At 61.1% G+C, this 24,578-nt stretch carries 18 protein-coding genes; 10 read left to right on the top strand and 8 right to left on the bottom strand.

Annotated elements, in window-relative coordinates; genetic code table 11:
* Positions 1–12: 12 nt before the first annotated feature.
* From NA29_RS11705 to NA29_RS11690, 4 genes are all read right to left on the bottom strand, one after another.
* Positions 13–954 (bottom strand): hypothetical protein, encoded by a 942-nt coding sequence (locus NA29_RS11705; protein ID WP_039398337.1) that lies wholly within the window; start codon positions 952–954, stop codon positions 13–15.
* 14 nt (positions 955–968) lie between these two features.
* Positions 969–1,544 carry a Pvc16 family protein gene (locus tag NA29_RS11700; RefSeq protein WP_039398335.1) on the bottom strand — a complete coding sequence of 192 codons (576 nt, stop codon included), beginning with the start codon at positions 1,542–1,544 and terminating at the stop codon, positions 969–971.
* Positions 1,545–1,985: 441 nt separating this feature from the next.
* The gene (locus NA29_RS11695) at positions 1,986–3,725 is read right to left on the bottom strand and encodes an ABC transporter ATP-binding protein (RefSeq protein ID WP_084103674.1); all 1,740 of its coding nucleotides are present in this window, start codon (positions 3,723–3,725) and stop codon (positions 1,986–1,988) included.
* A gap of 183 nt (positions 3,726–3,908) precedes the next feature.
* A complete protein-coding gene (locus tag NA29_RS11690; protein WP_072633263.1) occupies positions 3,909–6,530 on the bottom strand; it encodes a deaminase domain-containing protein in 2,622 nt (873 codons plus the stop codon).
* 940 nt (positions 6,531–7,470) lie between these two features.
* On the opposite strand from NA29_RS11690, the gene chrA reads away from it, so the two are divergent.
* The gene (gene chrA / locus NA29_RS11685; protein WP_039398331.1) at positions 7,471–8,715 is read left to right on the top strand and encodes a chromate efflux transporter; all 1,245 of its coding nucleotides are present in this window, start codon (positions 7,471–7,473) and stop codon (positions 8,713–8,715) included.
* Between the two features lie 14 nt (positions 8,716–8,729).
* Here chrA and NA29_RS11680 read toward each other — a convergent pair whose 3' ends face one another.
* On the bottom strand, positions 8,730–11,423 hold the full coding sequence (locus NA29_RS11680; protein WP_084103670.1) for a penicillin acylase family protein: 2,694 nt from the start codon (positions 11,421–11,423) through the stop codon (positions 8,730–8,732).
* Between the two features lie 217 nt (positions 11,424–11,640).
* Between NA29_RS11680 and NA29_RS11675 the strand changes: the two genes are divergently transcribed.
* Positions 11,641–12,663: a MerR family transcriptional regulator gene (locus tag NA29_RS11675; RefSeq protein ID WP_039398329.1), complete on the top strand. Its 1,023-nt coding sequence runs from the start codon at positions 11,641–11,643 to the stop codon at positions 12,661–12,663.
* A gap of 18 nt (positions 12,664–12,681) precedes the next feature.
* On the opposite strand, the gene epsC is transcribed toward NA29_RS11675, so the two are convergent.
* Positions 12,682–13,623, bottom strand: a complete 942-nt coding sequence (epsC, locus tag NA29_RS11670; RefSeq protein WP_039398327.1) for a serine O-acetyltransferase EpsC — start codon at positions 13,621–13,623, stop codon at positions 12,682–12,684.
* Between the two features lie 193 nt (positions 13,624–13,816).
* On the bottom strand, positions 13,817–15,262 hold the full coding sequence (gene pdxR, locus NA29_RS11665) for a MocR-like pyridoxine biosynthesis transcription factor PdxR (RefSeq protein WP_039398325.1): 1,446 nt from the start codon (positions 15,260–15,262) through the stop codon (positions 13,817–13,819).
* Between the two features lie 147 nt (positions 15,263–15,409).
* Here pdxR and NA29_RS11660 point away from each other — a divergent pair, with 147 nt between their 5' ends.
* The 5 genes from NA29_RS11660 (at position 15,410) to NA29_RS11640 (ending at position 19,825) form a co-directional block, all read left to right on the top strand.
* Positions 15,410–15,841 carry a carboxymuconolactone decarboxylase family protein gene (locus NA29_RS11660; protein WP_039398323.1) on the top strand — a complete coding sequence of 144 codons (432 nt, stop codon included), beginning with the start codon at positions 15,410–15,412 and terminating at the stop codon, positions 15,839–15,841.
* A gap of 189 nt (positions 15,842–16,030) precedes the next feature.
* Positions 16,031–16,963: a D-alanine--D-alanine ligase family protein gene (locus tag NA29_RS11655; protein ID WP_039398320.1), complete on the top strand. Its 933-nt coding sequence runs from the start codon at positions 16,031–16,033 to the stop codon at positions 16,961–16,963.
* 17 nt (positions 16,964–16,980) lie between these two features.
* The gene (locus NA29_RS11650) at positions 16,981–18,156 is read left to right on the top strand and encodes an MFS transporter (protein ID WP_072633262.1); all 1,176 of its coding nucleotides are present in this window, start codon (positions 16,981–16,983) and stop codon (positions 18,154–18,156) included.
* A complete protein-coding gene (locus NA29_RS11645) occupies positions 18,134–18,754 on the top strand; it encodes a C39 family peptidase (protein WP_072633261.1) in 621 nt (206 codons plus the stop codon). The genes NA29_RS11650 and NA29_RS11645 overlap by 23 nt, the downstream gene beginning before the upstream one ends.
* Before the next feature lie 153 nt (positions 18,755–18,907).
* Positions 18,908–19,825: a threonine ammonia-lyase gene (locus NA29_RS11640; RefSeq protein WP_157744773.1), complete on the top strand. Its 918-nt coding sequence runs from the start codon at positions 18,908–18,910 to the stop codon at positions 19,823–19,825.
* A gap of 69 nt (positions 19,826–19,894) precedes the next feature.
* On the opposite strand, the gene NA29_RS11635 is transcribed toward NA29_RS11640, so the two are convergent.
* A complete protein-coding gene (locus tag NA29_RS11635) occupies positions 19,895–20,866 on the bottom strand; it encodes a LysR substrate-binding domain-containing protein (protein ID WP_039398315.1) in 972 nt (323 codons plus the stop codon).
* 248 nt (positions 20,867–21,114) lie between these two features.
* Between NA29_RS11635 and NA29_RS11630 the strand changes: the two genes are divergently transcribed.
* Genes NA29_RS11630 through NA29_RS11620 form a run of 3 tightly spaced genes read left to right on the top strand, consistent with a single transcriptional unit; the run spans position 21,115 to position 24,578 of the window.
* Positions 21,115–22,512 (top strand): 2-hydroxycarboxylate transporter family protein, encoded by a 1,398-nt coding sequence (locus NA29_RS11630; protein ID WP_072633260.1) that lies wholly within the window; start codon positions 21,115–21,117, stop codon positions 22,510–22,512.
* A 50-nt stretch (positions 22,513–22,562) separates the two neighbouring features.
* Positions 22,563–23,750, top strand: a complete 1,188-nt coding sequence (locus NA29_RS11625) for a CaiB/BaiF CoA transferase family protein (RefSeq protein ID WP_039398311.1) — start codon at positions 22,563–22,565, stop codon at positions 23,748–23,750.
* Positions 23,751–23,753: 3 nt separating this feature from the next.
* On the top strand, positions 23,754–24,578 hold the full coding sequence (locus NA29_RS11620; protein ID WP_039398309.1) for an HpcH/HpaI aldolase/citrate lyase family protein: 825 nt from the start codon (positions 23,754–23,756) through the stop codon (positions 24,576–24,578).

Raw genomic sequence — 24,578 nt, 5'->3', positions numbered from 1 at the left:
CGGTCATCGATGTCAATTGATGTAGATCTCGGATACCAGTACTGCCCGGCTTTGCGCCGCTAGTTCAGCGTCCTGCGGTTTGTGCACCTTCGGCGTCTTCTGCGTCAGGCTGCCGATGTCGGCATTGGGCAGTCTCCGGATCAACACGCGTTCACCCGACCGGCCCCGTTCCCGCAACTGAAATCGCTGCGGGTATTGCTGCTGCATTGCAATTGCTTGCTCACTCTCGAAGATCACGGCGTGACGTCCGCCCGGACGTGCCTCGCGGCCTGCCGTGACAAAACTCACCTTTTCGTCCAGATCGACGATGTTCAGCGCGTGCGCGCCATCGGCGGCTTCCTCTGCATCCGCGCACACGTAGTAATAGCGCCAGCAACTCTCACGCGCGCCGAAATTCGCCACATAGTCGATGCCCCCCGGCTCGCTGCCCGCCACCTGATCGGCGAGGTCGATTTGCACGATCAGCACCGGCGCACTCACGCGATCGGCGCGTTCGAGATATGGCGCGAGCAATGGCGAATCGACGGGTACGACATCGCTGGCGTCGATGTAAGGTTGCGCATGCAGCCGACGTGCCGACGTCTGTCCATCGACGGGCACGCTCGCTACGCTGGTGACGAAGCACACAGACGCCCCGAGCTGCGCAGCCGGGCGTGTCGGTGACGTGTAAAGGGAAAATGCGGTGTCCTGCGCGTACCACTTGAACGTCGCCACGGCATCCCCGCGTCGGACGCCGTCGAGCAGAAGGTCTCGACGCTCGGCCGCGCAGAAAACCGCCACGCCCTGACGATGCGCACGCACGAGCAGGTCGCGGCGGCGCACCCACTCGGCGGTGTCCGACGTAGCCTCATGGCGAAGCCATAGGTGCGGCATCGTCCAGTAGGCGTGGGTGACGTCGATGGAAAACAGGCGTGTATAGCCCGGCACCACCGGCGTGGAAGCAGACGTGAGCATGCCCTCGATTCCGCTCAGTGACTAATCGCGGGGACCGGCGCACGCACGGTCGGCACGGTGCCGGTAATGTCGCCGGTATCCGGCGCCATCAGGCGAACCTTGTACAACACGGAAGGCAGATACTTGCCACCGAGCATCGTCCAGAGGTTGCTGAGTTCACGGATATCCAGATTCTCGATCTCGAGCATCAGCCGGTCGATACGCGGATCGAGCGACGGCGACGAGCGATGATCGAATACAGGATTGCGCTGGAAGAATGCGATGGCCGCAGAGATCAGCTTGAGCGAATCCTCGTAGTGACCACCCGAGAAATTAGCCGCCACCATGACATAGAGATTGAGATACAGCGGTGCCACGCCGAGCGACAGGCTCGATGCCCCCGCGTCGCCCGGAATGCCCTTGCGAACCGGGCCGGAGTCGCGCTCGATGTGTGTGAGCATCACGACCAGACGGTTGCTGGTGTTGGCGACAGCCTGACCGCTCACCTCGACCAGACCGGACATCGTCACGATGTCGCCGTCGAGCGTATACGTTTGTTTTAAGTGTTCGTTGAGCCGCCCCGCAAGGTGGCCCACAGCAGCGTTAATCATGGTCCCCGATACCCTTTCGCAATGCGGTTGCAAAATCTGATTCGGTACAGCACTTTCGACTACTGGAACTGGCGTGTCGCAAAATTTCTTACATCGTGTCGCATAGCGAAACACGACGATCTGGATTCCTGAGCGTTTTTGCACCGCCCGGAATGTTGGCTTTTGATTTTTTGCTGCGGAACTGTAGCACAAGCGCGTAGCGAATAGCGCGCTCGTGAAAATTCGTAATGAATTGGGCAGTCTTCCAAGGCAAACAGCCCACCGGCTATTGGACCGGTGGGCTGTGCATTTCGAGCGAGTTGAGATGTCCTGGCGCTCGCTCGGGACGACCGGCGACGGTTTGACGTTGCCCCACAGGTCATGTTCACGCGTTGGCGGCGTGTACACGAGGGTGGACTTCCGCCGGGGATGTAAGCGACAAAAAGGGGCAACGCCACCGGATCACGTTCGCCGGGCGAGCACTTCGTCTCTTGGCCCCGCGTCTACAACACGACCGCTTTCCATGACCACGATGGTGTCGAAGCGGCTCAGCAGACTCGGCCGGTGCACGGACGCCACGATGCATGCCGTCGGAAACGCGTCGTACATGCGGTCGAACACGCGCCCTTCGGCCAACGGATCGAGCGCGCTCGTCGGTTCGTCGAGCAGCAACAGCGAACTGCCCTGCGCCGCCAACGCACCGCGCGACAGCGCAAGCCGTTGGCGTTGACCACCGGAAAGATTGCTACCGCGCTCGTTGAGCGTGCTCGACAGGCCGTCCGGGAGATGTTGCAGCACGTCGTCGAATACGCCCGCATGCACAGCTGTCTGGAGCGCTTGTGCGTCAGCCGGTTCACCGAACGTCAGGTTCTCTTCAACGCTGGCTTCAAACACTTCGGTTTCCTGGGGAATCAGCGTCGCCAATGTGCGCAGATCCGACCAGTCGGTGGCGTTGCCGTCGCGTAGCAGTTCGCCGTGTTGCGGAAGGTACAGACCGGCAAGCGTTCGCAGCAACGTGCTTTTGCCACCGCCGCTCGGACCGATGAGCGCTACGCGCGACCCGCGCCGAAGCGTGAGGTCGACGCCGCGCAACCCGCCGCGCGCATCATCGGCATAATTCCACGAGACGTTACGCAACGTCAGCGTGCGCCACGGCGCGTCGGCGATGACCGCCGGGACGGCGGCATCCGGATCGCTCGGGGCGTCCCAGATCGGCTCGGCGCTGCCGTAGTCCGTGTGCATCCGCGCGAAGCTCTGGAAGTTCGACGCCATCGCACCGACCACCGTCGCCGCCTGCTGTGCGTACTGGTAGATCATGAACACCGTGCCGAGCATCACGGCCTGTCCCGGTACGCGCGACTGCAACACGTAGACCACGACGAGAATCCAGGTCAACCCCATGCCGAGGATGTCGACGGCGAACCACTTGCCTTCGTTGACCGTCACCGTTCGTCGCAGCGGCACCATCACGGCGTCCATCCGATGTCCGAGCAGCTTGCGCGATGCCGCCTGCAAGCGCAGACCGATCACCGTGCCCGCGTTGCCGACAAAATCGAGCAGCGCCGCTGCATAGCGACGCTCGGCATCGTTCTCGGCACGTGCGAGTTGCATCAGCACGCGGTCGAATCGAAGGATGATGATGGCGATGACGACATACCCGGTCACGGCGATCGCACCGCTGGTACGCGACAACAGCGCCAGCGCGACCAGCGGGCCGACGAAATTGAATACGCTTTGCAGATATCCGAACTGATTCTGGGCGAAGTCCGACAATGCGCGACTGGATTGCACGACGCGATGCTGCAACTCGCCAGAATGTCGTCCGTCTCGCCACGCCAGCGGCGCAACCGCAATGCGTGCATACAACTGATCGGCCAGACGCAAGCGCACCCGGACGCCGACATTGCGCTCAAGAATTCGCCCCGGGCCATGCAACAACCACGACAGGAGATAGATGCCGACGAGGTAGACGATCCAGCGTCCCGCGACCGTCATATCGCCCTGCTGAAGCGCATTGATGGCCTGCGCGGCAAGCCACGGCATGGTCAGCCGGAGCAGTTGTGCCGCCGAGAGCAACCCCGCTGCGCCCAGCAGATGCATACGTACGCCCTGCGCATGTCGCCACAGTGCGCGATACAGGTCACGGGCGGCACTGCCGAGTCCGATGGCGGGTTTGCGCGGGGAAGCCTCTGGCGCCGTCATGCGTTCTTCGTTCCTTATTGCAGAAATAGCTGAGATATCGCCGTCCGATGCAGACGTGATGCAGATGTCATGCAAGCGGGCCGCAGCACAAGCTGACGCCCCGGGAAAGCATCAGGCGTTGCGAGGCGCTGTAATGTGCAGCGCGAGCGGTCAATATAGGGGAAAAATCCGTAGACGTCCCGCTTAGAGGGTCGAATGCACGTGACTGTCGGGCGCGTGAGCAACTGCCCGGTCCCGCGGCAACCCGGTCACCGGGGCCTGCGTGAGGGCTAGTGCGTTCTCTGACGGTGTGCGGGTAAGCGGCCCGGATGCGACGTAGTAGAAGCGCAGCGCCGCATCGGGATAGTGGTAGGGCACCATCGCCAGGTTGACCGCGCAGGAGTCGCAGAATGGCATACGCGAGCACATCACGATCGAGCGCACGACGTTCTCGCCAGCCGGATGGTCCGCATAGATCTGAGCCAGAATCAGGCGCTCGGTGTCGAGCGTGCGCGACTTGGCCGTGCCTGACGCTGCGTGATACGTCGGCAGGTTGGCGTCGGCGACGACAAACCGCAACTCGGGTGGCTCGGTCGGGTGCGCCTGCGCTCGTGCTAGCGGGTCCTCGCCTTGCTGTGTGATGACGTTGTTCTCTCGTTCGAGATAAGCGCGCCCGGCATCGACGAATCGCACCGTCGGAGCGTTCGTCGGCAGCACACGCCGCTGGAGTCCGGAGAGGCAATAGTAGATCGTTCGCGTGCCGTCTGCGAGTGTGACTTCGGCGAGCGCGATATTGGCGTTCGTCGACACGTGACGCATTCGGTTGTCGACGTCACGAGCAGCCCGAGCCTTGCCCGACACCACCGATTGAAGATCTGGCATACCGGGGAAGACTTCCTCGAATAGTGCGAGTACATCGCGCGTCGTTTGCACGTCGCCGGTGAACGGCAGTTGCGACCATACCGCCAGTGGTGTCGGGCGCGATACGAAGTCGCGCGCCACTGCACCGATGAAAGCGTCCGCCTGACCGGGATAACGCTGCCAATGCGACCAGAGCCGGTTGAACATCGGAAGCAACGCCGGATCGACCTCGGGCGCTGAGCGCACGCGCGGACCGTCCACTTCATCAGCGTCTCCACCGTCGCCATTATTCGCACCTCGCGCTGACGCCACATGCCACTCGATGGCGTGCGTGAGCTGCCCGACCGCTTCGCGGGCCTCGGCGACGGACAGCGCAATGTCCTCCAGGCCGTGCCACACCTCGGACGGCGATGGCGCCTGCTCCCACATGCGCAGATACAGTTGCAGTAACGTGCGCGCCTCCCCGTACGAGATCGTTGGCAGAACACTGGCGTTCTCCGCCGCCGCACGATGATGCTGTGCGATCCAGTACTCACGGATATCGCGGTTCCCCGCGTGGCGATACTGCAAACGCACGCGCCGGGGTATCCCGCCCGCCTCTCCCACATTCCCGCCGGGCAACGCGAACCGGTAGTAGACCTCGCGCGACAACTGCACCACGCCGTGCAACACCTCGTGACGGTCGCGATACGTGCCGAAGGGCGCAGCGACATGCATGTTCCCGAGCGTGAGACGAACGCGGCGTCCCCCCATGGGGCCTGCCGTCGTGGCCTGCTCAAAGTAGCCGAGTTCGCCCTCCAGCTCTCGTGCGTAGACTTCACCTGGTACCAGTGGAGAGTTCGACGTCACCCGTGGCACGCCCTGCGCGTCGAATTCACCCAGACGTCCGAAAGCGAAGAACTGCCGACGTCCGTCCTCGGATTCGAACGGCTGCGAATACACCGCGACGCGCAGACGTGCCAGCGGAGAAGCCTCCAGCACCTGATGCTGTGTGATCGTTGCCCCCTGCTCGGTGACGGACACCTCGCCGTCCGGTTCAGTGTGGCACTCCAGACACATACCGTCGACATCGATGCCGACGCCGCGCGAAATGCGGCACAACGCGAGCGGTCCGAGTTCGTTGCGCATCTGGTCTAACGGACGCAGGTCGGAAGCGTGCTTGCGCGTGCGGGCGACGGTTGCGCCATATAGCGTGCCGTCGACGTCGAAGACCTTCACCCCGTTTTGCGTGAGGTCGGGCCGATACTCGACGTACACGTTCGGGGGCAAGACCCACTGCACGCCGCGTCCGAGCGGGCCGCTGAACGACTCGTGCGGGAACGTCGCCGGCGCGGGAGGCTGCGGCAAAGCGACAACATCGGAAACCTGTACGGGCCCCGAAGGCCAGAGGTGCCGCAGCAAAGCCATGGCATCGTTGTCGAACGTGCCTGCACCGATCACGGCAGCGAGGCACTCGAGACCGGAGGCGCGCAATCGCGTCGCCAGTGTCCGCGCCCCGCCAACGTCGTTCATCGCACTTCGCCGGAGACGCGACCCGAGCCTTTCATTCGACGGTTCGCCGCGAATCAGCGTCTCCAGAAGGATTTCGGCGACCTCCTCCATATCGGGCGATTCAAGCACAGGTGTGTCGGGCGACGGCCATCCCGGCGACACCGTCGCACCGGCACGCATCGATACGAACCGTACCGTGTCGGTGTCGTCGATCTTCTCGGCAATCGATGCCCAACGATCCCCCCAGAACAACGGTCCCAGTGTTCGCTTGATACATTCCGCGTCGGCCGGACTCTGCCCCCGGCAAGTCGGCAGCGGCACGACGAGTGCGGGCGCCTGAGCGGCGAGCGTGAGTGCGAACGGTCGCCAGCGACCCTGTTCGTCGCGTAGGTTAAGCGTGATACCGGACGGCGCGAAGTAGATGCTGGGCGGCGGCCAGCCCTTCGTTCCTTTGTGGGTAACACGTAGCGTCATGTACCGAGGGCGCAGCACCTCGGCGTTCGCGAACGCCTCGCGCGTTTCAGGGGGGCGGCAGCGACGGAATCACGGATCATGGCGACGACGACTCGCTGCAGGTCCTCGCGATAGGCGGATAGTCCCATGCGAAGCGCAGCTTCGCTATCGGCAGCGGGTGGCGAAATGCCAATCGCCGATGTTCTCGGTGACGGCAAACACTGGGATGCGACGTTCCCGTTTTCGTCAGGTGCCGGACGAAACTTCAGCAGTGTGCGAATACCTGCGATGGCCTGTGACTGCGCCAACGTCGCAGGGGGGTGCGTGCTGACGACGGGGAGCACCGTCTGACGCCTCCCCCTCGCACGCAAACCGGTGAAAGGACCTCGTGGCACGTCGGCCGCAGCTGCGTTGGCGACACTCGCGACACTCGCGAGCGCCAGAAATGTCAGCGCAAACGCAGCGCTCGCCGCCTGGCTGCGCACGTCCTCTCCTGGCGCACGTGACGATCCCACTTCGCCGCGCTGCGCCCGTGCGCTGTTGTGCAGCGGTCTGCGAGGCAATGCGCGCCCCGCGCCCCAGTCGTCCGCGAGGGCATGGCAACGCCTGCGCGGTGGCGCATCGCGCTTATGGGCGTTTGGCCGATGGGCATGGTGTGGCATCGATGGATGCATGCGAGTCATGGAACGTCTCTCCTGGGCGTCGGGCCGCCAGCGGCCGCCGTGCGAAGGCACGACAGATCGCCGCTCGCGACACGGAAACAAACGCTATCGCGCCGAGGCTCCACACGATTGCTGAAACGAACCGCGAACTGTTCGGGAATAGACGATTGCCCCAACCGCATTGCACGATTGGGAGACCTGTGACAAACCACCGCGACCGGCAGCACATCTCGCCGCGTGGCCGCGTGACATCCGGACGTGCTACCGTCGTGACATCGACACTATCTCCCGAACCCGCCGTGCCCGAACCGTCTTCGTCCGACCTCACACCGCCTTCGACCACGGCCACCGGACCGCGTGCTGCACTCGACGTACTCCGCGCGTTCCTCGTGCTTGGGCTGACCAGCTTCGGCGGTCCCGTCGCACACATCGGTTACTTTCGCCGCGAATTCGTCACGCGACGCCGGTGGCTTGACGACGCAAGCTTCGTCGATCTGGTCGGCTTGTGTCAGTTCCTGCCCGGTCCAGCGAGCAGTCAGGTCGGCTTTTCCATCGGGTTGCTGCGCGCCGGATGGCTCGGCGGTCTTGCGGCATGGTGCGGTTTTACGCTGCCGTCGGTGTGCCTGTTGCTCTTGTTCTCCGTACTCGCGCCACATCTCGGTGGCACGGTCGGCGACGGCGTTCTGCACGGTCTGAAGCTGGTAGCGGTGGCTGTCGTGGCGCAAGCCGTCTGGGACATGGCACGACGGCTATGCGCCGACGTACGGCGAGCGGGTATCGCGCTGGCGGCGATTGCGGTCCTTGCACTGACGACGACGGTCTTCGCGCAGCTCATCGTGATCGTTTTCGGCGCGGCGCTCGGCTACGGGCTGCTTCGCACATCGAACGCCACCCCGGCATCTCCCGACGTACCGACACTGCGATTCCACATTTCTCACACGGCGAGCGTGGCGTCTCTCGTGCTCTTCGCCGCACTGCTGGTTGGCCTGCCACTCGTGCATCAGTGGACGAACGGCCGGGCCATCGCCATCTTTGACGGCTTCTACCGCTCGGGCGCGCTGGTCTTCGGCGGCGGCCACGTCGTGTTACCGCTGCTTCAGGCGCAGACAGTCACGACAGGATGGGTGTCGGCGAACGACTTTCTCGCTGGCTACGGCGCGGCGCAGGCCGTGCCCGGCCCGTTGTTTACTTTCGCGTCGTATCTCGGGTGGATGGCGGGCGCACCGTCCCATTCGTGGCTAGGCGCGACACTCGCCACGCTCGGCGTATTCCTTCCGGGACTGCTGCTGGTGATCGCAGCGCTCCCGCATTGGCAGACGCTTCGGACTCGTCCGTCAACAGCAGCCATGCTCGCGGGCATCAATGCCGCGGTCGTGGGGATTCTGGCATCGGCATTGTATTCGCCGGTGTGGACCAGCGCCGTTCACAGCGCTGCCGATGTCGCGCTCGCCATCGTTGCCTTCGTGCTACTGGTCCGGTGGAAAACCCCGCCGCTGGCGGTCGTCGCGTTGTGCGTGATCGCCGGTGCGACGGGGTTGGCCTGACGGCTTAGTGCGACTTATTCACTGTCTGACACCCGCTCGATACGCAGTCGCTCCACCGACTTTGCCGCCCGGTTCACGTCCGCCGTGTCGTGCCACAGGGGCTTCCGGCCGAACGACGTGTACATCTCCACCTGATCCGCATAGTGCGGCGAGCGAGTGCCGTCCGGCGCGATGAAGCCGCTCTGTCCCGGTGCGACGACGTCGAACGCTTCGACCTTCGCGGCGCTATCCTTCGGTCCGAACACGATCAGATCGTTCTCCGTGCCCCGGTTCATGTAGACGGGCGTGCGCACCGCTTCGTTCGCGTTGGCCTGCGGCACGCCGAAGAAGTTGTTGGCGCGGAACGTCAGCGGCACGGTGGGCGCGCGCCACGTGGCCATGTCGGGGCCAAGCTTCGTCTTGAGCGACGCGATGGTGTCGTCCAGCGCCGCCAGAATGACGTCGTCCTGACGCTTGCCGTCGAAGATATCGAACGTTTGCGGCACGCTTGCCTTGTCACCGCGCAGCGCCTCGTACAACACCTTGCTGCCGTTGCCGATATTGAGCGACCCCGTCGGGCCGTCCTGCGGGGCGGCGTAACCGCTTGCCAGGAACCACTTGTCGTACGGCGCGGGAACGACCTGACCGAGCGTACGCTTGAGCATGGCGCTCAGCCACGCGTCCATGACGGCCGGACCTGCTGTGTCGTAATGCCCCGTGTGCTTCTCATCACGACTCAGGCCATTCCATGCGGTCAGTTGCATAGCGAGTTGACGGCGTGCGTCGCTGGCCGGGAGGTTCGCCGTCGCGCGTTCGATGAACGGCAGGAAGTGACGACGATTGACGTCCACCGCACTCGTATCCTTGAGGATCTGCCACATCTCGTCGACACCGAGCTTGTCGTGCGCTTCGATCCGTTTGTCGATCTCGACCACGCGGTCCGCGCCGCCCCACAGGAACGCAAACAAATCGCTCGCCGGGTACCCCTTCTGTGGCGAATTGTTCCAGTTGGCGATCCAGCCCTGCTTCGGGTTGTAGACCTTCGGGTTGGTGGAAAACGGCAGCAGTCCCTTCCAGTCCCACTCGCCGGTACCCGGCACCGGCAGACGCGGATCATGGCCAGGCTGACGCGCCGGATAAGCGCCCGTGTGGACGTAGCCGATATTGCCGGACACGTCGGCGTAGTACCAGTTAATGGTCAACGCGTGACGCGCGGCCTGCGCCGTCCACGACTTCCAGTCCTGCGCCTGCGCCTGATGCGTCCACGCGAGCAGCGACTGCACTTCGAGGCCATCCCACGCGCGCGCCTTGGCGTAGGCAATCGGCTGCTTAGCGTCGCGTTGCATCACGATGCCATGCACGGTCCGATACACCTCCTGCACGACCGGCGCCCCGCCCTTCACCTTGATGATATCGACGCGCTTTTCCATGTCGTGCCACTGACCGTTGTGGAAGTAGCGGTTCGGATTGGCCGGGTCGAGCTTCTCCGCATAGATGTCGATGTCGTCGCCGAAGCCCGCCGTCGAGCCCCAGGACACCTTGCCGTTATGACCGAACAGAATGCAGGGGTAGCCGAACGGCGTATTGCCGACGAGATCGAAGCCCGCGCCATGCAGGCCGATGCCATAGGTGTAGGCCGGTGCAAACCAGCCGAACTGCGGGCCGTTGAGCATGATTGCGCGAGCGTCGCGTGCTTTGCCCTTGCCGACGATCCACATATTGCTCGTCGTGGGGAAACCGGCGAGACCCGGCTGGCCCGACTCGGCAAATTGCGCGAGCATCGTCGCGGCATTGGTTTCTGTGTCCTCATGCAGAAGCCCGCCGTCGTTGCCGCGTGCCAGTCGCGCGAACATCGGCGCCGGTCCGTCGTAGCGTGCGAGGGGTTGCATGGCCGCGCCGGTCGCCGGGCCGACCTTCACCGGATAGACGCCGTCCGACGCGGGTACCGTCGACGGCGCATCCGGATTGACGATCCACTTCAGCTCGTTGAACAACGCCATACCCTTCTGCGCACCGTACTTGTCCTTGAGTGCGGTGACCAACGCAAGGTTGTCGATCTCGCTCGTCGCATCGGAGAAGCGATTCGCCATCGTCCCCACGAAGACCATGGCGACGTCGAACGCGTCCCAGTTCGTCGGCTGGAAACCGAAGTCGTTGAATTGCCTGGGCATGCGCTGGTCCGGCTTCGCGCGGATCTGCGCGATCCACGCGTTCATGCCAGCGGCATAGCCGTCGAGAATATCCCGCTCGCGCTGCGGCAGATCGGCCAGTTGGCGACGGATCGATGCGGGCCAGTAGTTGCCGCGAATCGACTTGTCGAAGTCCACGAATTTCTCGCCCAGCACTTCCGCCACGGTGCCCTGCGTGCTGCGTCGCGCCATCTCCATCTGGAACAGACGATCCTGCGCAATGGCGTAGCCGTAGCCGTAGAACAGCGCGTATGTCGTCGATGCGTAGATATGCGGCACACCGAATTCGTCGCGCTTGATGGTGACGTCGGTACGCCCCGGGACTTTGTCGACGGCGGTGGCCGCCGGTGCTCCTTTTGCTCCTGTTGCGCCCGGCGCGGCACTCGCAACGCTCGGGGCGACCAGCGCCAGACTCACCAGCGCCGCCGATACGCTTGCACACACCAGCGAAACCCGACTACGGCCGGGACTCGCAGCTTGATGTCGAATGCCAGTGGGCGTTGCACTCACTGAAACAGGCGAGCAGAAATTCAAAGTCATCGATGTCTCCGTAGTTTTTTGAGGATGTGCATTGAAGCCTAACATGACAATAACCGACCGGTCGGTTAATTATTCAGAAGATAACTCGACAGTTATCCGGGGCTTGCGTAGCGTATGGAGCGGTCGTGAATCGTCCCGACAGATCGCAAAGGCTTGACCTGCCCCTTGGGGACGGCTCGACGATGGCGTCACCCCGATCAACACCAAGAGGTGAACGATGAAGGATTCTGTGGTGAGTCTGAATGCGTCCGAAGCGGCGCGGCGGCTTGGCGTCTCGAATAAGGCGCTTCGGTTGTACGAGCAGCACGGCCTGCTGTCGCCGAAACGATCCTCGGCCGGTTATCGCACGTATGACAGTGCCGAGATGGCGCGCGCGTCCGAAGTCGTCGCGCTTCGGGCATTGGGCCTGAGCCTCGCGCAGGTCGCGAGTGTCTTGAAGGGCAATGCCCAAACGTTGTCGACAGCCCTTGAGGCGCACGAACACTCACTCGATGCAGAGATCCGAGAGCGACTGCGTCGACTGGAGACGGTGCGAAGCCTTCGTGCCGAACTCGCAAGCGGCAGAATGCCCAATCGCGGCGAATTGCCAGGCCTTGTTGAAGAAGCGGCACCGAGTGTCGCCTTCGAACTCCCCTGGCCTTGGGGCGGCGAGTGGTTCGAAATGCGCGACATTCGTGCGCTGAACTACATCATCGGCTCGCTGGGTAGCGGGAAGACACGACTGGCGATGCGTCTGGCGCAAGCCCTGCCGAACGGCGCGTTTCTTGGACTGGACCGATTGGACCCGCCGCGCGTGGTGGCCTCTGGCAAGGCTTCGATCGACAATGCGCTGCAACGACGTGTCGATCAGGCGCTGATCTGGCTAGTGGACGATGGCGCAGAACCCTCCGATGCATTGACGATTCTGGTGACGGCGTTGGAAGCCGATCGTGCCGGTGCGCTGGTCGTCGACATGATCGAGCAGGATCTGGCACAGCCGACGCAAGAGGCGCTGATTCGCTATCTGCGCATGCGGGCGCGCACGCGTGCACACCCGCTTTTCATGATGACGCGCTCGTCGTCGATTCTCGACCTGAGCGCTGTGGGCAGTGACGAAGCCGTCGTCCTTTGCCCGGCGAATCATAGCCCGCCGGTGCGCGTCGCGCCGTATGCAGGCTCGCCGGGCTTCGAAGCGGTGACGACGTGCCTCGCGTCGCCGGAGGTGCGTGCGCGCATCGCTGCGCCGCCGGCACCGGTCTGACGACGCGCGTCGCTTACATCAGGAACGATCGTTATCGCAGCCGGAGACAGGCGGTGAGCCAGCTTCGGTGCGCGAGCGTGCCTGCGTGATGTTGCTAAACGGTGGCACGTCTTGCGTGAGCCACACATTGCCGCCAATGACGGAGCCTTCGCCGATGGTGACGCGACCCAGAATCGTCGCACCGGCATAGATGACGACGTTGTCCTCGACGATCGGGTGACGCGCAAGGCCTTTGCGCGGGTTGCCGTCGTCGTCGGCCGGGAAGCGTTTGGCCCCCAGCGTGACCGCCTGATACACGCGCACACGCTGGCCGAGAATGGCCGTCTCGCCAATAACGACACCAGTCCCGTGATCGATGAAAAAGCCCGCACCGATGCGCGCGCCCGGATGGATATCGATCCCGGTTTCGGAGTGTGCCTGCTCGGCGATGATGCGGGCGAGCAGCGGCAGTTCGAGCCGGTACAGCTCGTGGGCGATGCGGTGATGAATCATCGCGTGGATGCCCGGATAGCAGATCAACACTTCGTCGACGCTGCCCGCCGCCGGATCGCCCTGATAGGCGGCGAGCACATCCTGATCGAGCAAATCGCGAATCTCAGGCAACTTGCCTGCGAATTGTTGAATGGCGGAATGCGCACGCTCTTCGATGAGCGTTGCCGTGATGGCGGCGTCGTGACGCGCCTTGTAGCGCCATTCAAGGCGTGCTTGCTCGGCCAGACCGTTCAGTGCGCTCGTCAGCGTATGACCGACGTAGTAGTTTTCGCCTTGCTGGTGCAGGTCGAGCGGGCCGAGACGCATGGGGAACAGCGCGCCCTTGAGTTGCACGACGATGTCTGCGAGACGCTCGCGCGACGGCAGATCGCGACCACCGGGTTCGAGCAGGCGTCGCTGCCCGTCGCGCCAGCGCAGGCGGGCAGAATGCAATGAAGAAACGATATCGTCGATGTCGAACGCTGCCACGAGGGGGACTCCTGAGAAGCTTGGGGCGCGGGGCGAGCCTGAGTCGCCACCGGCACGGTGTTTTTTTGGGGCGCGCGTGCGCCAGTCAACGAAGCATAGCGGGTTTCGAAAGCACCTGTCCTGACGTGGTCTTATCGGGCGCTCCGACCCGAAACTCCGATGGGCGCTGACGACCGGCTCGATCCGGCCTCGTTCAGCCCGCTATCGACGCGCGCAATCGCAGGCTCAGCGCCCGTGCCGTCGCGCTATCCGGGATGTTGGTGAAGCCGAGGAGCAACGCAGACCGAGATGGCGTGTTGCCGTACCAGTGGCGCAGCCCGTGCACCGCCAGGCCTTGCGCGTGGGCGGCAAGCGAGATGGTTTCGTCGTCCCGTTCGGCGAGAGCGTGGCGCAGATACGCCAGCGTCTGAATGCCGCCAGCCTGTGGCTGCACGTACAGGTCTTCGCCAAAGACGTCGGCCAGCGCATCGACGAGATAGCCGCGCCGTTCGGCGTACAACGCCCGCATTTTGCGCAGGTGCCGTGCGAAATGCCCCTGCTCCATGAAGTCCGCTACCGTCGTCTGCACGTGGACCGAGCCCGGTCCGCCCAGTTGATTGGCGGCCTGCGTAAAACGCTCGATATGGACGTCGGGCACCACAAGGTACGCAAGCCGAAGTCCGGGGAACAGCACTTTGCTGAACGTGCCGGTGTACAGCACCCGGCCGTCGTGATCGAGACTCTTGAGCGCGGGCAATGGACGCCCGTGATAGCGAAACTCGCTGTCGTAGTCGTCTTCCACAATCCACGACTGCTGCTCGCTTGCCCATTCGAGCAGTGCGAGCCGCCGGGGTAAGGACATCGTCGCCCCGGTGGGACTCTGATGGGTCGGGGTCACGACGGCGAAGCGAGCTTTCGGAGCGCGGCGCACGCCCTCTTCCACGTTAAGCCCCTCTTCGTCGACCGGGATCGCTGCGAGGCGCATACCGACGCTCGTCAGAAAGTGCCGTGCGTAAGGGTATCCCGGTTCTTCGAACCAGCCTTGCGCGCCGGGCTCGATCAACGTCCGGCACACGAGATCGAGGGCGGCACGATAGCCCGCCGTGACGAAAACCTGCTGCGCGGAGCATGCGATGCCGCGAGAGATTCCGAGATAGGTGGCAATGGCATGGCGCAACGGCGCGTACCCGGCGGGATCGGGATAGGCCATCGATGCGAGGTCCATGACGCGCAGACTTCGTCCGGCCAGACGCACCCACGTCTTGCGGGGGAATGCATCCAATGCGGGAAGGCCCAGTTGGAACGGACGCGGCGCACCGACGGCCGCGAGCGCATCACGCGGCGGGGGCACGGGAGTTGCCGGAGTGACGACCGGCGCGGCCGTCTCGCTAAGGTGTTCGAGTCGTGGCGACACGAACGTCCCGGCCGCGCCGCGCGGTGAGAAATAGCCTTCGCTGGTGAGCATCTGATAGGCCAGCTCGACTGTGCCACGGGCGAGATTGAGTTCGCTGGCAAGGCTACGCACGGACGGCACGCGGTCGCCCGCCCGGAGTTTGCCGGAGGCGATGGCGTCGCGATAGCGGCGATACAGCTGGAGGTAGAGCGGTGCGTCGTCACCCGGGCCGGGCTTCAGGTGCGGACTTAAAAGCGGAAAATCCATTCGCGATGTCCCATTGATTCCGTCAATTCTTGCATCTGACTACTAGGCCATGATTCTCGTAAATTGGTGACGTTGCGACAATCCCCCTGCAGTTCGCATCAAGCCTTAACCCATGCCCCTTGCTCAGTTAATTTCTGGAGAATTTCGATGAGTACGCTTCGCCTGTCCTATTTCACGCTGTCGAACGATGCCTATCAAGGGTTCGTCGCCACGAAAAAGGCGTTGGAGAAAAGCAGTCTCGGCAAACCGCTGATCGAGCTGGTTTATCTGCGCGTGTCGCAGATCAATGGATGTGCCTTCTGCCTGGAGATGCACAGCAAGGCGCTGCGCGCCGGTGGCATGGCCGATGCCAAAATCGACAGCGTCGGCGGCTGGCGGGTGAGCTCGCAGTTCAGCGACCGTGAGCGTGCCGCCCTCGCCTGGGCCGACTCTGTCGGCGCCATCGATCGCACCAACGCCCCGGACGAAGACTTCAACCCGCTGCGCGAACACTTCACCGACGCCGAAATCGCCGACCTGACGTTCGCCATCGCATTGATGAGCGCGTTCAACCGTCTGGCGATCGGGATGCGTCAGTAAGCTGGAGGGTGGGAAAATGGTGACGTCTTTATATCGCTTGGACGCGACCCGCCACGTCTCCATCTGCGAAAAAATCTCAGAAAATTCCCATCCGCCGAATCATGAGTAACAGAGCCTTTTCTGCTCTAATACCGCTCAACCCCCCGTCACCTTTGGTCTGCGATTTTCGCAAAGGATGGGGGGAGTGCCATGCAACTGGGCATCATCACCGGAGGCTACGGCCCTGAGCGTCCCGGGGCGCTTCTTTCCGGAAAGCACGTCCGCGAAGCGTGCATATCACTTGGTATCAGCACGACACTTTTCGATGCCGCGGAACTCGACTTCCGTGAACTTGAGCAAATCGAATGCGCCTTTCTCACTACGCACGGCTGGTATGGCGAGGACGGAAAACTCCAAGGTGCCCTTGATCTGTTGCGTATCCCCTATTCGGGTTCAGGCGTTGCAGCAAGTGCCGCTGCATACTTCAAGCCGTTTGCCAACGCGATTGCTGAAAGCTCCGGCCTTCGCACTCCCCGATCGAGACTGATCGATCTCAGGCGCGGACGATTACCTGAGCCCCGTGAACTTTTCAGAACGTTGGGGTCGCAGGTATTCGTTAAACCTGCGGCCAATGGATGCAGTCAAGGCGCCCGGATCTTATCCAGTGCCAACGACTTCTACGACTGGGCTTCCTCGGCGGCTAACGACGAACTGCCGCTATTTGTCGCCGCACAGTTCGTACCGGGAAAAGACATAAGCGTCGGGATCATTGAAATTGCAGGCATTCCCGTTGCGCTTCCCCTACTCGAAACACGGCACGACGAACAGTTCTATAGCTTCGACGTTAAGTGCGGCAATTCACGTCGCGCCTATCTCTGTCCGGCGGAAATCTCAAAATCCGAGGAATTCTCACTCAAGGAAATGGCACTCAGCATCTACTCATCGCTGGGTTGCAGAGGATTTGCACGTGTTGATTTCATCCTCAACGACACAGCCCCCTGGTTTCTGGAAGTGAACACACTTCCAGGGCTATCGAGACATGGGAACCTGGCTCAAATGGGATACGCCCTGAACTGGGACTATGAAGACCTGATATCTAGATTGATCGAAACGATCGAAACCTCCAGAAAATATCGGCCGTAATGTCAAGAAATCTGCCAATGTGGTCCATGATCACACTGAATTTCTTGGGAGAAGGTATTTTTCGATCTTCGATTCCCGTACTTGCAATCTCCCTAAACAGCGACCCATCCGCCATAGGTATGTCGATTGCTGCATCGAAGCTTCCTTGGCTGTTTTCACCGGTCCTCGTAGGGTTTGCGATAGATCATCTCTCATTCAAAAAAATAATTTTATCAGGCTCCTTAATAAGGCTGACATCACTTTCGATTATTATTGTATTGATACTCCTTGAATCATTAAATTTTTCTGAATTTATAGTTCTCTCCACAATCATAACCATCGGCGACATCTCGGCAGAGCTGGCAATCCAGACATCAATTCCGAAAATATCACAAAAACAAAATCTCAAAAAAATAAATTCATTATTTCTAGGGTTGCAGGCAGCATTCTCACAGTTGATTGCTCCGATTCTCGCTGGCGCCGCATTAATTGGCGGCCCGAAAACTCTGATAGAATCATTGATTGTAATTCAAATAGGAATCATATTAATTCATGGCCACCCAAAAAATCCCCAATCAATTCATAAAAACCCAATAAGAACCAAACCACAACAGATACTCACCCCTCTTAAGGATCGAACTCTTTTTGGAACTCTTCTTGTCGCATCAATAATGATGACTTCTTATGGCGTATGGAGCTCAGCTTTTGCTCTTTATGTCTTTGACAGTGCTAGCGGACTGGGACTCACCACATTCGGCTATGGCCTGATGATGTCATCGATCGCGTTTGGGTCCCTAACTGGAACGATTCTGTCGACAAAGCTCATCTCAAACCTCCCCCATTTCCCGCTCATCTGTGCGTCCATCCTCGCCATGACAGTCCTCCCTCTAGTCGGACTAACCGGAGGGCCGCCAATGTTTGTCTCATTAGCGCTATTCATTTACGGATTCTTCCTAGCGATATGGAATGTCGTTTCTATTACATATCGCCAGCGCTTTGTTCCCGAAAGAGTGCTCGGCCGAATCACGGGGATATATCGATCGATCACTTGGGGATTTATGCCTCTCGGTGCTGTACTAGGTTCATTCATCTGCACATGGGAAAGCTACCGCGTGGCACTTGCGCTCGCGGCCGCGCTATCAATCCTGCAACTCATATCGCTTCCACTTCTTAGAGACATAGGAAGAAGACATGCCCAACGACTATCGCCATAAAAACGTGCCTTACAGATCACAGTGGGCAAATCCAGAATTGAATGAGAAAATCATAAAATTCAACATGGATCCCTGCGAAGATCCCGACTGGATTAATTCCGGATTCGCAACGCCGGATGACTATCGCTTCTGGAGCAATCGATCATGTGGAATTGCGTGCCTTGAATCAATTCTGGATTTCATGAAAATTCCACATCCAAACAGGCGAGAGCTAATCGAGGCAGCAACATCATGGGGCGCATACATAAAAATCAGCGACAACTCAGTCAAAGGCCTAATATACGAGCCTTTTTGCAATTGGATTCGGGATGCCTATAAAATAAATTCATTCATATACGAAAATGAAAAATTTGATTATGTGGGGAAATTCATAAAAAAATCATTCATGGTGATTTCATCCGTAAGCACCGAAATTAGATCCCCGAACAACCCCAACAATCGAAAAGGCGGTCATCTTATTCTTGTTCACGGAATTGAGGGGAAAACGCTTTACCTACACAATCCTTCCGGAATTCCTCCATTTCAGCAAGACGCCGCCATAAATATGGAAACAGCGGAACGGTTTCATGCAGGACGCGGAATTATTGTAGAGACATAAAAATGATTAATCCAAGAACTCACAACATTAGAAAAGAAAAATCAACCGCACGGAGCACAGAAAATGATAGTAAACACAAATTCAGGGGGCATCGCGGATCGACTTGAGATTGCCTCCGCCAGAATATCCTCGTTCATTCAGACCACTCCACTATTGAAGTCCGATTACCTGAACGATCGATTGCAATGCAATCTGTTCATAAAGGCGGAGAATCTACAGAGAACCGGTTCATTCAAAATTCGAGGGGCTCTGAACAAAACGCTGGCTTCGACGTCCGACGAATCCGCTTCTCACCTGCTCACATGGTCCTCAGGCAATCACGGCGCAGCATTAGCAGAAGTGGCACAAGACTTGGGGATCCCCGCCTCGGTCGTCGTACCTCCGTGGATTCCTAAGGTGAAGGTCGACAATATTCTTAGTCGTGGGGCCGACGTGTATACGGCATCCGATACGCAAGATGTAGTGAAGATGGGAAAGTCGATCGCGGCCAGGTTGGGCGCGGTTGTCATACCTGCATATGACGACATCTCGGTCATCGATGGGCAAGCCACGGTAACGCTTGAGTTACTTTCTCAGTTCTCTGAGACAAACAACGGCAGCGCACCCGATGCACTGATTTACCCGTGCGGAGGAGGAAGTCTGATCGCTGGCGCTGCGCTGGTCGTCGGGCATAGTCCGATCGCGCTATTGGGCGCGGAGCCGACGGCGGCTGCCGATACGAAACGATCCCTGTTAGCGGGCGAGCCCTGCGAAGCACCTGATGTCGGCATCACAATATGTGACGCACTTAGAAATCGGCGTCCAGGCGCCCTCACCTTTGATCTCATGAGGCAATCCGTTCGTGACGTATTGCTGGTTGATGACGCATGCGTCGAGGCTGCGATGCGCGTTCTCTTCCGTCATTTCAAACTAGTGACCGAACCCGGAGGAGCCATCGCGTTCGCCGCCGTCCTCTCCGAGATACGATCATTCCGCGACAAAAGCGTAGTCGCCGTAATTTCCGGCGGAAATGTGTCTCACGAACAGTTTGCGAAAGTGATTCAAGCGGACAACGAAGTGCGTGCATGGTAGACGGCGATGCTTCATCCGTCCGTTGACAGCGCAACCGCTCCGCCAGCGGCGGGGACTCGTCATGAAAAGCTAATTTGGCCAGTAACTCCCGCGCCGCAACGTAATTCCCGTCCAATGTCCATCCGCCTGCAATTCCCGGATGAGGTCGGCGATGCACTGACGTACCGCGACCGTCGCCGAGCCTACCGGGAGTGAGTTGGACCAGCACACACTCGCCGGGCGTTGCAGGTGCGGTGCGACGATCCGACGCGAGGGCGGACGTAAGGCCGGGTCGCGCGACGCCAATGCCGACACGGGCAGGATCGAGCACGCGTCGCCCGAGCGGGCAATGTCGATGAGCGTCGGCAGCGAGTCGATATCCGCGACGATGTTCAACTCCGTATTCGCCTGCGCAAAACTCCGCTCGATCAGCAGGCGCAAGCCGTTCGACGCGCTCGGCGCGACGATCGGCACGTTGTCCAGCTTCTCCAGTGGGCAAGTCCCGTCAGCGTTGTGCTCAGCATCCTCATAGATCGCCGGACACACCCGGTGCCCGCCCAGCACATACAGTTCCTCGTCGAACAACGGCATCACCGAGATGCCCCGCGTTTCCGAGTCGCGAAAAAGCATCGCGAGGTCGAGCCGTCCGTTGGCGAGCAACTCGCCGATGTACCCGCTCATGCTCTCGAAAATCTGCAATCGAATCCCCGGATACTGCTCCCTCACGCGCGCAAATAACGGCACAGCAAGGATCGACGCAATGGTCGTCGGGAATCCCACGGCCACTGGCCCCGCCTCGCTGCCGCCGCCCTCTCGCACTTCCTGACGTATCTGCTCCATCTGACGCAACACCACGCGCGCATGGCGATACAACGCCTTGCCTGCTTCGGTCGGCGTCACGCCCTGCGCACTGCGTACCAGAAGTTGCGTTTGCAGCTCGTCCTCAAGCCCACGCAATTGCGCGCTCAGCGATGGCTGCGCGATATGTAACCGCTCCGCCGCCTTCGACAAGCTGCCGCTATCGACGATAGCCACGAAGTTCCTGAGTTGTCTCACGTCCATAACGGCATCGGCCTCCGAGACGGGTCGGTTGGCAGTAACGAAAAGCCATAGCGTACTGCTATACGATGCATCGTGAAACTCAGGTTTTCGTTGCATAGAAAGCCATCTTTGCGCCATTCCCGCGCAACGAGAAGCTCAAGCCATAGTTTTACCCTATACCCGCATCCAAAATCGGTATTTCCTTCGACGCTGGCTACGCGCCTATAGTCCCGTCAACAAACCAATTCCAAATGGACGGAGACAGCAGGATGCGAGACGGACTCTCGGCCACTGCCGCACAACGCGGTCAGGGCGGCCAAAGCAATCAAAGCGCTCAGGTAGCTTCTCAGGCAGCACAGCACCATCCGCTGCGCGACTTGTGGTGGCGAATCATGGACATGCGCGTCGGCATCGTGCCGTTACCGGTCCACTTGGTGCTCATTGCCGCTATCGCGACGACCGTTCTCACCACCGGCAAACTCTCCGCCGAACTCTCGCCGATCATCGCGCTGCTGGCCGTGTGCAGCTTTACCTGCATGGAAGTCGGTCAGCGAATCCCCATCTTTCGCAGCATTGGCGGCCCGGTGATTCTCGTGACGTTCCTGCCCTCGTGGCTGGTATTCGCGAACGTGCTGCCCCCGTCTGTCGTCACCCCCATCGTAGCCTTCTGGAAGCAAAGCAACTTCCTGTACTTATTTATTCCCGGGATCATCGTCGGCAGCATTCTGAGCATGGACCGTAAGGTGCTGATTGGCGGCTTCGTGCGCATCTTCGTCCCGCTCGCCATCGGATCGGTGCTCGCGGGCATCGTCGGCACAGCCGTCGGCACGATGCTCGGCATGGGCCTGTTTCACACCGTGTTCTTCGTCGTGATCCCGGTCATGTCCGGCGGCTTGGGCGAAGGCGTAATTCCGCTGACCATCGGCTACTCGGAAGTCATGCATCAGGGCGCTGGCGACCTCCTCGCGCAGGCATTGCCTGCCGTCATGCTCGGCAACGTCTGCGCCATCGTGTTTTCGGGGGTACTCAACGCGCTCGGCAAGCGTTACCCCTCGTTGACGGGTAACGGGCAACTCATGCGAACGGGTAGCGACGACATCGGCGCACACGACGTGCACGCTGAACCTGCGAAGGCGGTCGATGCGACGGACATCGCGGCGGCTGGCATGATCGCCGTGTGCCTGTACTTCGTCGGCATGCTCGCGCAGAACACGCTCGGCCTACCCGGACCGGTGATGATGCTGGTGCTGGCCGTCGCCGCGAAGATCGGCTTCATCTTCTCGCCAAAGCTCGAAGCCGGTGCTGGCGTCGTCTACAAATTCTTCGCGACGGCGGTGACCTACCCGCTGCTGTTCGCCATCGGTGTCGTGATCACGCCGTGGCAGAAGGTCGTCGCCTCCTTCAATGTGCCGACGCTCGTGACCATCGTCGCGACGGTCCTCACCCTGATGGTCACCGCCTTCGTCGTAGCGCGCCGCATGAACATGCATCCCATCGACGCAGCCATCGTCGTCGGCACGCACAGCGGCATGGGCGGCACGGGCGACGTCGCCATCCTCACCGCAGCGAACCGCATGCGACTCATGCCGTTCGCGCAAATCGCCACGCGCATCGGCGGCGCCATCACGATCACGCTGAGCCTTATCGTGCTCGCGAAGATCGTCTGACCCGGCGACCGCCTCGCCCCACTCAACTGGTTTTCTCGGAGATTTCTGTCATGAGGCCCTTGGACGGCATCAAGGTCATCGCGCTCGAACACGCCATTGCGGCACCGTTCTGCACCCGCCAACTGGCCGATCTGGGCGCGCGCGTCATCAAGATCGAGCGGCCCGGCGCAGGTGACTTCGCCCGCGCTTACGACGCACGGGTGAACGGCATGTCGTCGCACTTCGTGTGGACGAACCGCTCGAAGGAAAGTCTGACGCTCGACCTGAAACAGGACGCCGCCCAGTCGGTCCTTCACGACCTTCTCGCCGACGCCGACGTCCTGGTGCAGAACCTCGCCCCCGGCGCGGCCGACCGCCTTGGCCTGAGCTACGAAGTGCTGTCGGCGCGCTATCCCCGCATCATCGTTTGCGGCATTTCGGGTTACGGTCCGGACGGCCCCTATCGCGACAAGAAGGCATACGACTTGCTCATCCAGAGCGAATCGGGCTTTCTGTCGGTGACGGGCTCACCTGAGGCCTCGGCCAAGGCTGGGTGCTCGATTGCGGACATTGCCGCAGGCATGTACGCCTATACGAACATCCTTTCGGCGTTGATCCAGCGCGGCAAGACCGGCAAAGGCTCGCGCATCGACATCTCGATGCTCGAATGCATGGTCGAGTGGATGGGCTTTCCGCTGTATTACGCCGTGGACGATCAGACGCCCCCGCCCCGTGCAGGTGCAGCGCACGCAACGATCTTTCCGTACGGGCCGTTCGAAACCGGTGACGGGAAGACCGTCATGCTGGGCTTGCAGAACGAGCGCGAGTGGAAGATTTTCTGCGACAAGGTTCTCGAACAGCCGGCGCTCGCCGAAGACGCACGCTTTGCTTCCAACCCCAAGCGTCTCGAGAATCGCGATGCGCTGCGTGCCATCATCCGCGAAGTCTTCATGCGACTCTCGGCACCGCAACTAGTGAGTCGACTCGACGCCGTGGGCATCGCCAACGCCAACCTCAACGAGATGCACGACGTGTGGCAACACGCCCAACTCGCCGCGCGTGAGCGCTGGGCAAACGTCGCAACGCCCAACGGCACGATCAAGGCACCGATTCCGCCGGGCATGCCGTCAGCGAGCGCAGCGTTTGCGCCACGCATGGATCCGATTCCGGCGCTGGGACAGCACACCGACGCGATTCTCACCGAGCTTGGCCGCACGTCGGCGCAGATCGAAGCGCTGCACGCAGCGCAGGTGGTGTGAGCGATGCAAAAACATCCTGTCATTCGTAGCTGGCTTTTCGTGCCGGGCAATCGTCCGGAACGTTTCGACAAGGCATGTGCTTCGGGCGCGGACGCCGTCATTCTCGATCTCGAAGACGCCGTGCCGCCCGCCGACAAACTGACTGCCCGGGCGCAGGTGGTGCAATGGCTGATGGCGCCGAGTCCCACGACATCGATCCCGGTCTATGTGCGTATCAATGCCGCGTCGACCCCCTGGTTTGCCGAGGATGTCGCAGCACTCGCTGGTCTGACGCAACTCAGCGGCCTCGTCGTACCGAAGACGGAAGATGCCGGCACCCTCGCCCGCGTTGTGAAAAGCGCTGCGCCGTCGCTGCAACTCGTACCGCTGATCGAGACGGCGCAGGCATTTGCCGTGCTGGGAGAGATCGCCACTGCGCCACGCGTCGACCGGTTAATGTTCGGTACCATCGATTTCCAATTGGACATCGGCATCGAGGGCGACGCCGACGAGTTGTTGTACTTCCGCTCACACATCACGCTGGCGTCGCGTATCGCGGGCATCGCAGCACCCGTCGATGGTGTGACTACGGTGCTCGACGATTCGGCATCAATCGAGGCCGCCACCCGCCGCGCTCGCGCGCTCGGGTTCCGGGGGAAACTGTGCATCCACCCGCGTCAGGTAGCGCCGGTTCACGCGGCATTCGCGTGGCGCGACGATGAAATTACATGGGCCGAACGCGTTGTCGCCGCCGCCAATGCCAGCGCAGGTGCAGCCGTCGCACTGGATGGCAAGATGATCGACGCACCGGTCATCGCGAAAGCCAACGAGATTCTTGCCAGTCGCTGA

It is taken from the genome of Pandoraea sputorum, from assembly GCF_000814845.2.
GTDB lineage: Bacteria > Pseudomonadota > Gammaproteobacteria > Burkholderiales > Burkholderiaceae > Pandoraea > Pandoraea sputorum.
The sequence above is the reverse complement of the archived record's forward strand: the minus strand, read 5'-3'. Positions and strand labels throughout refer to the sequence as shown.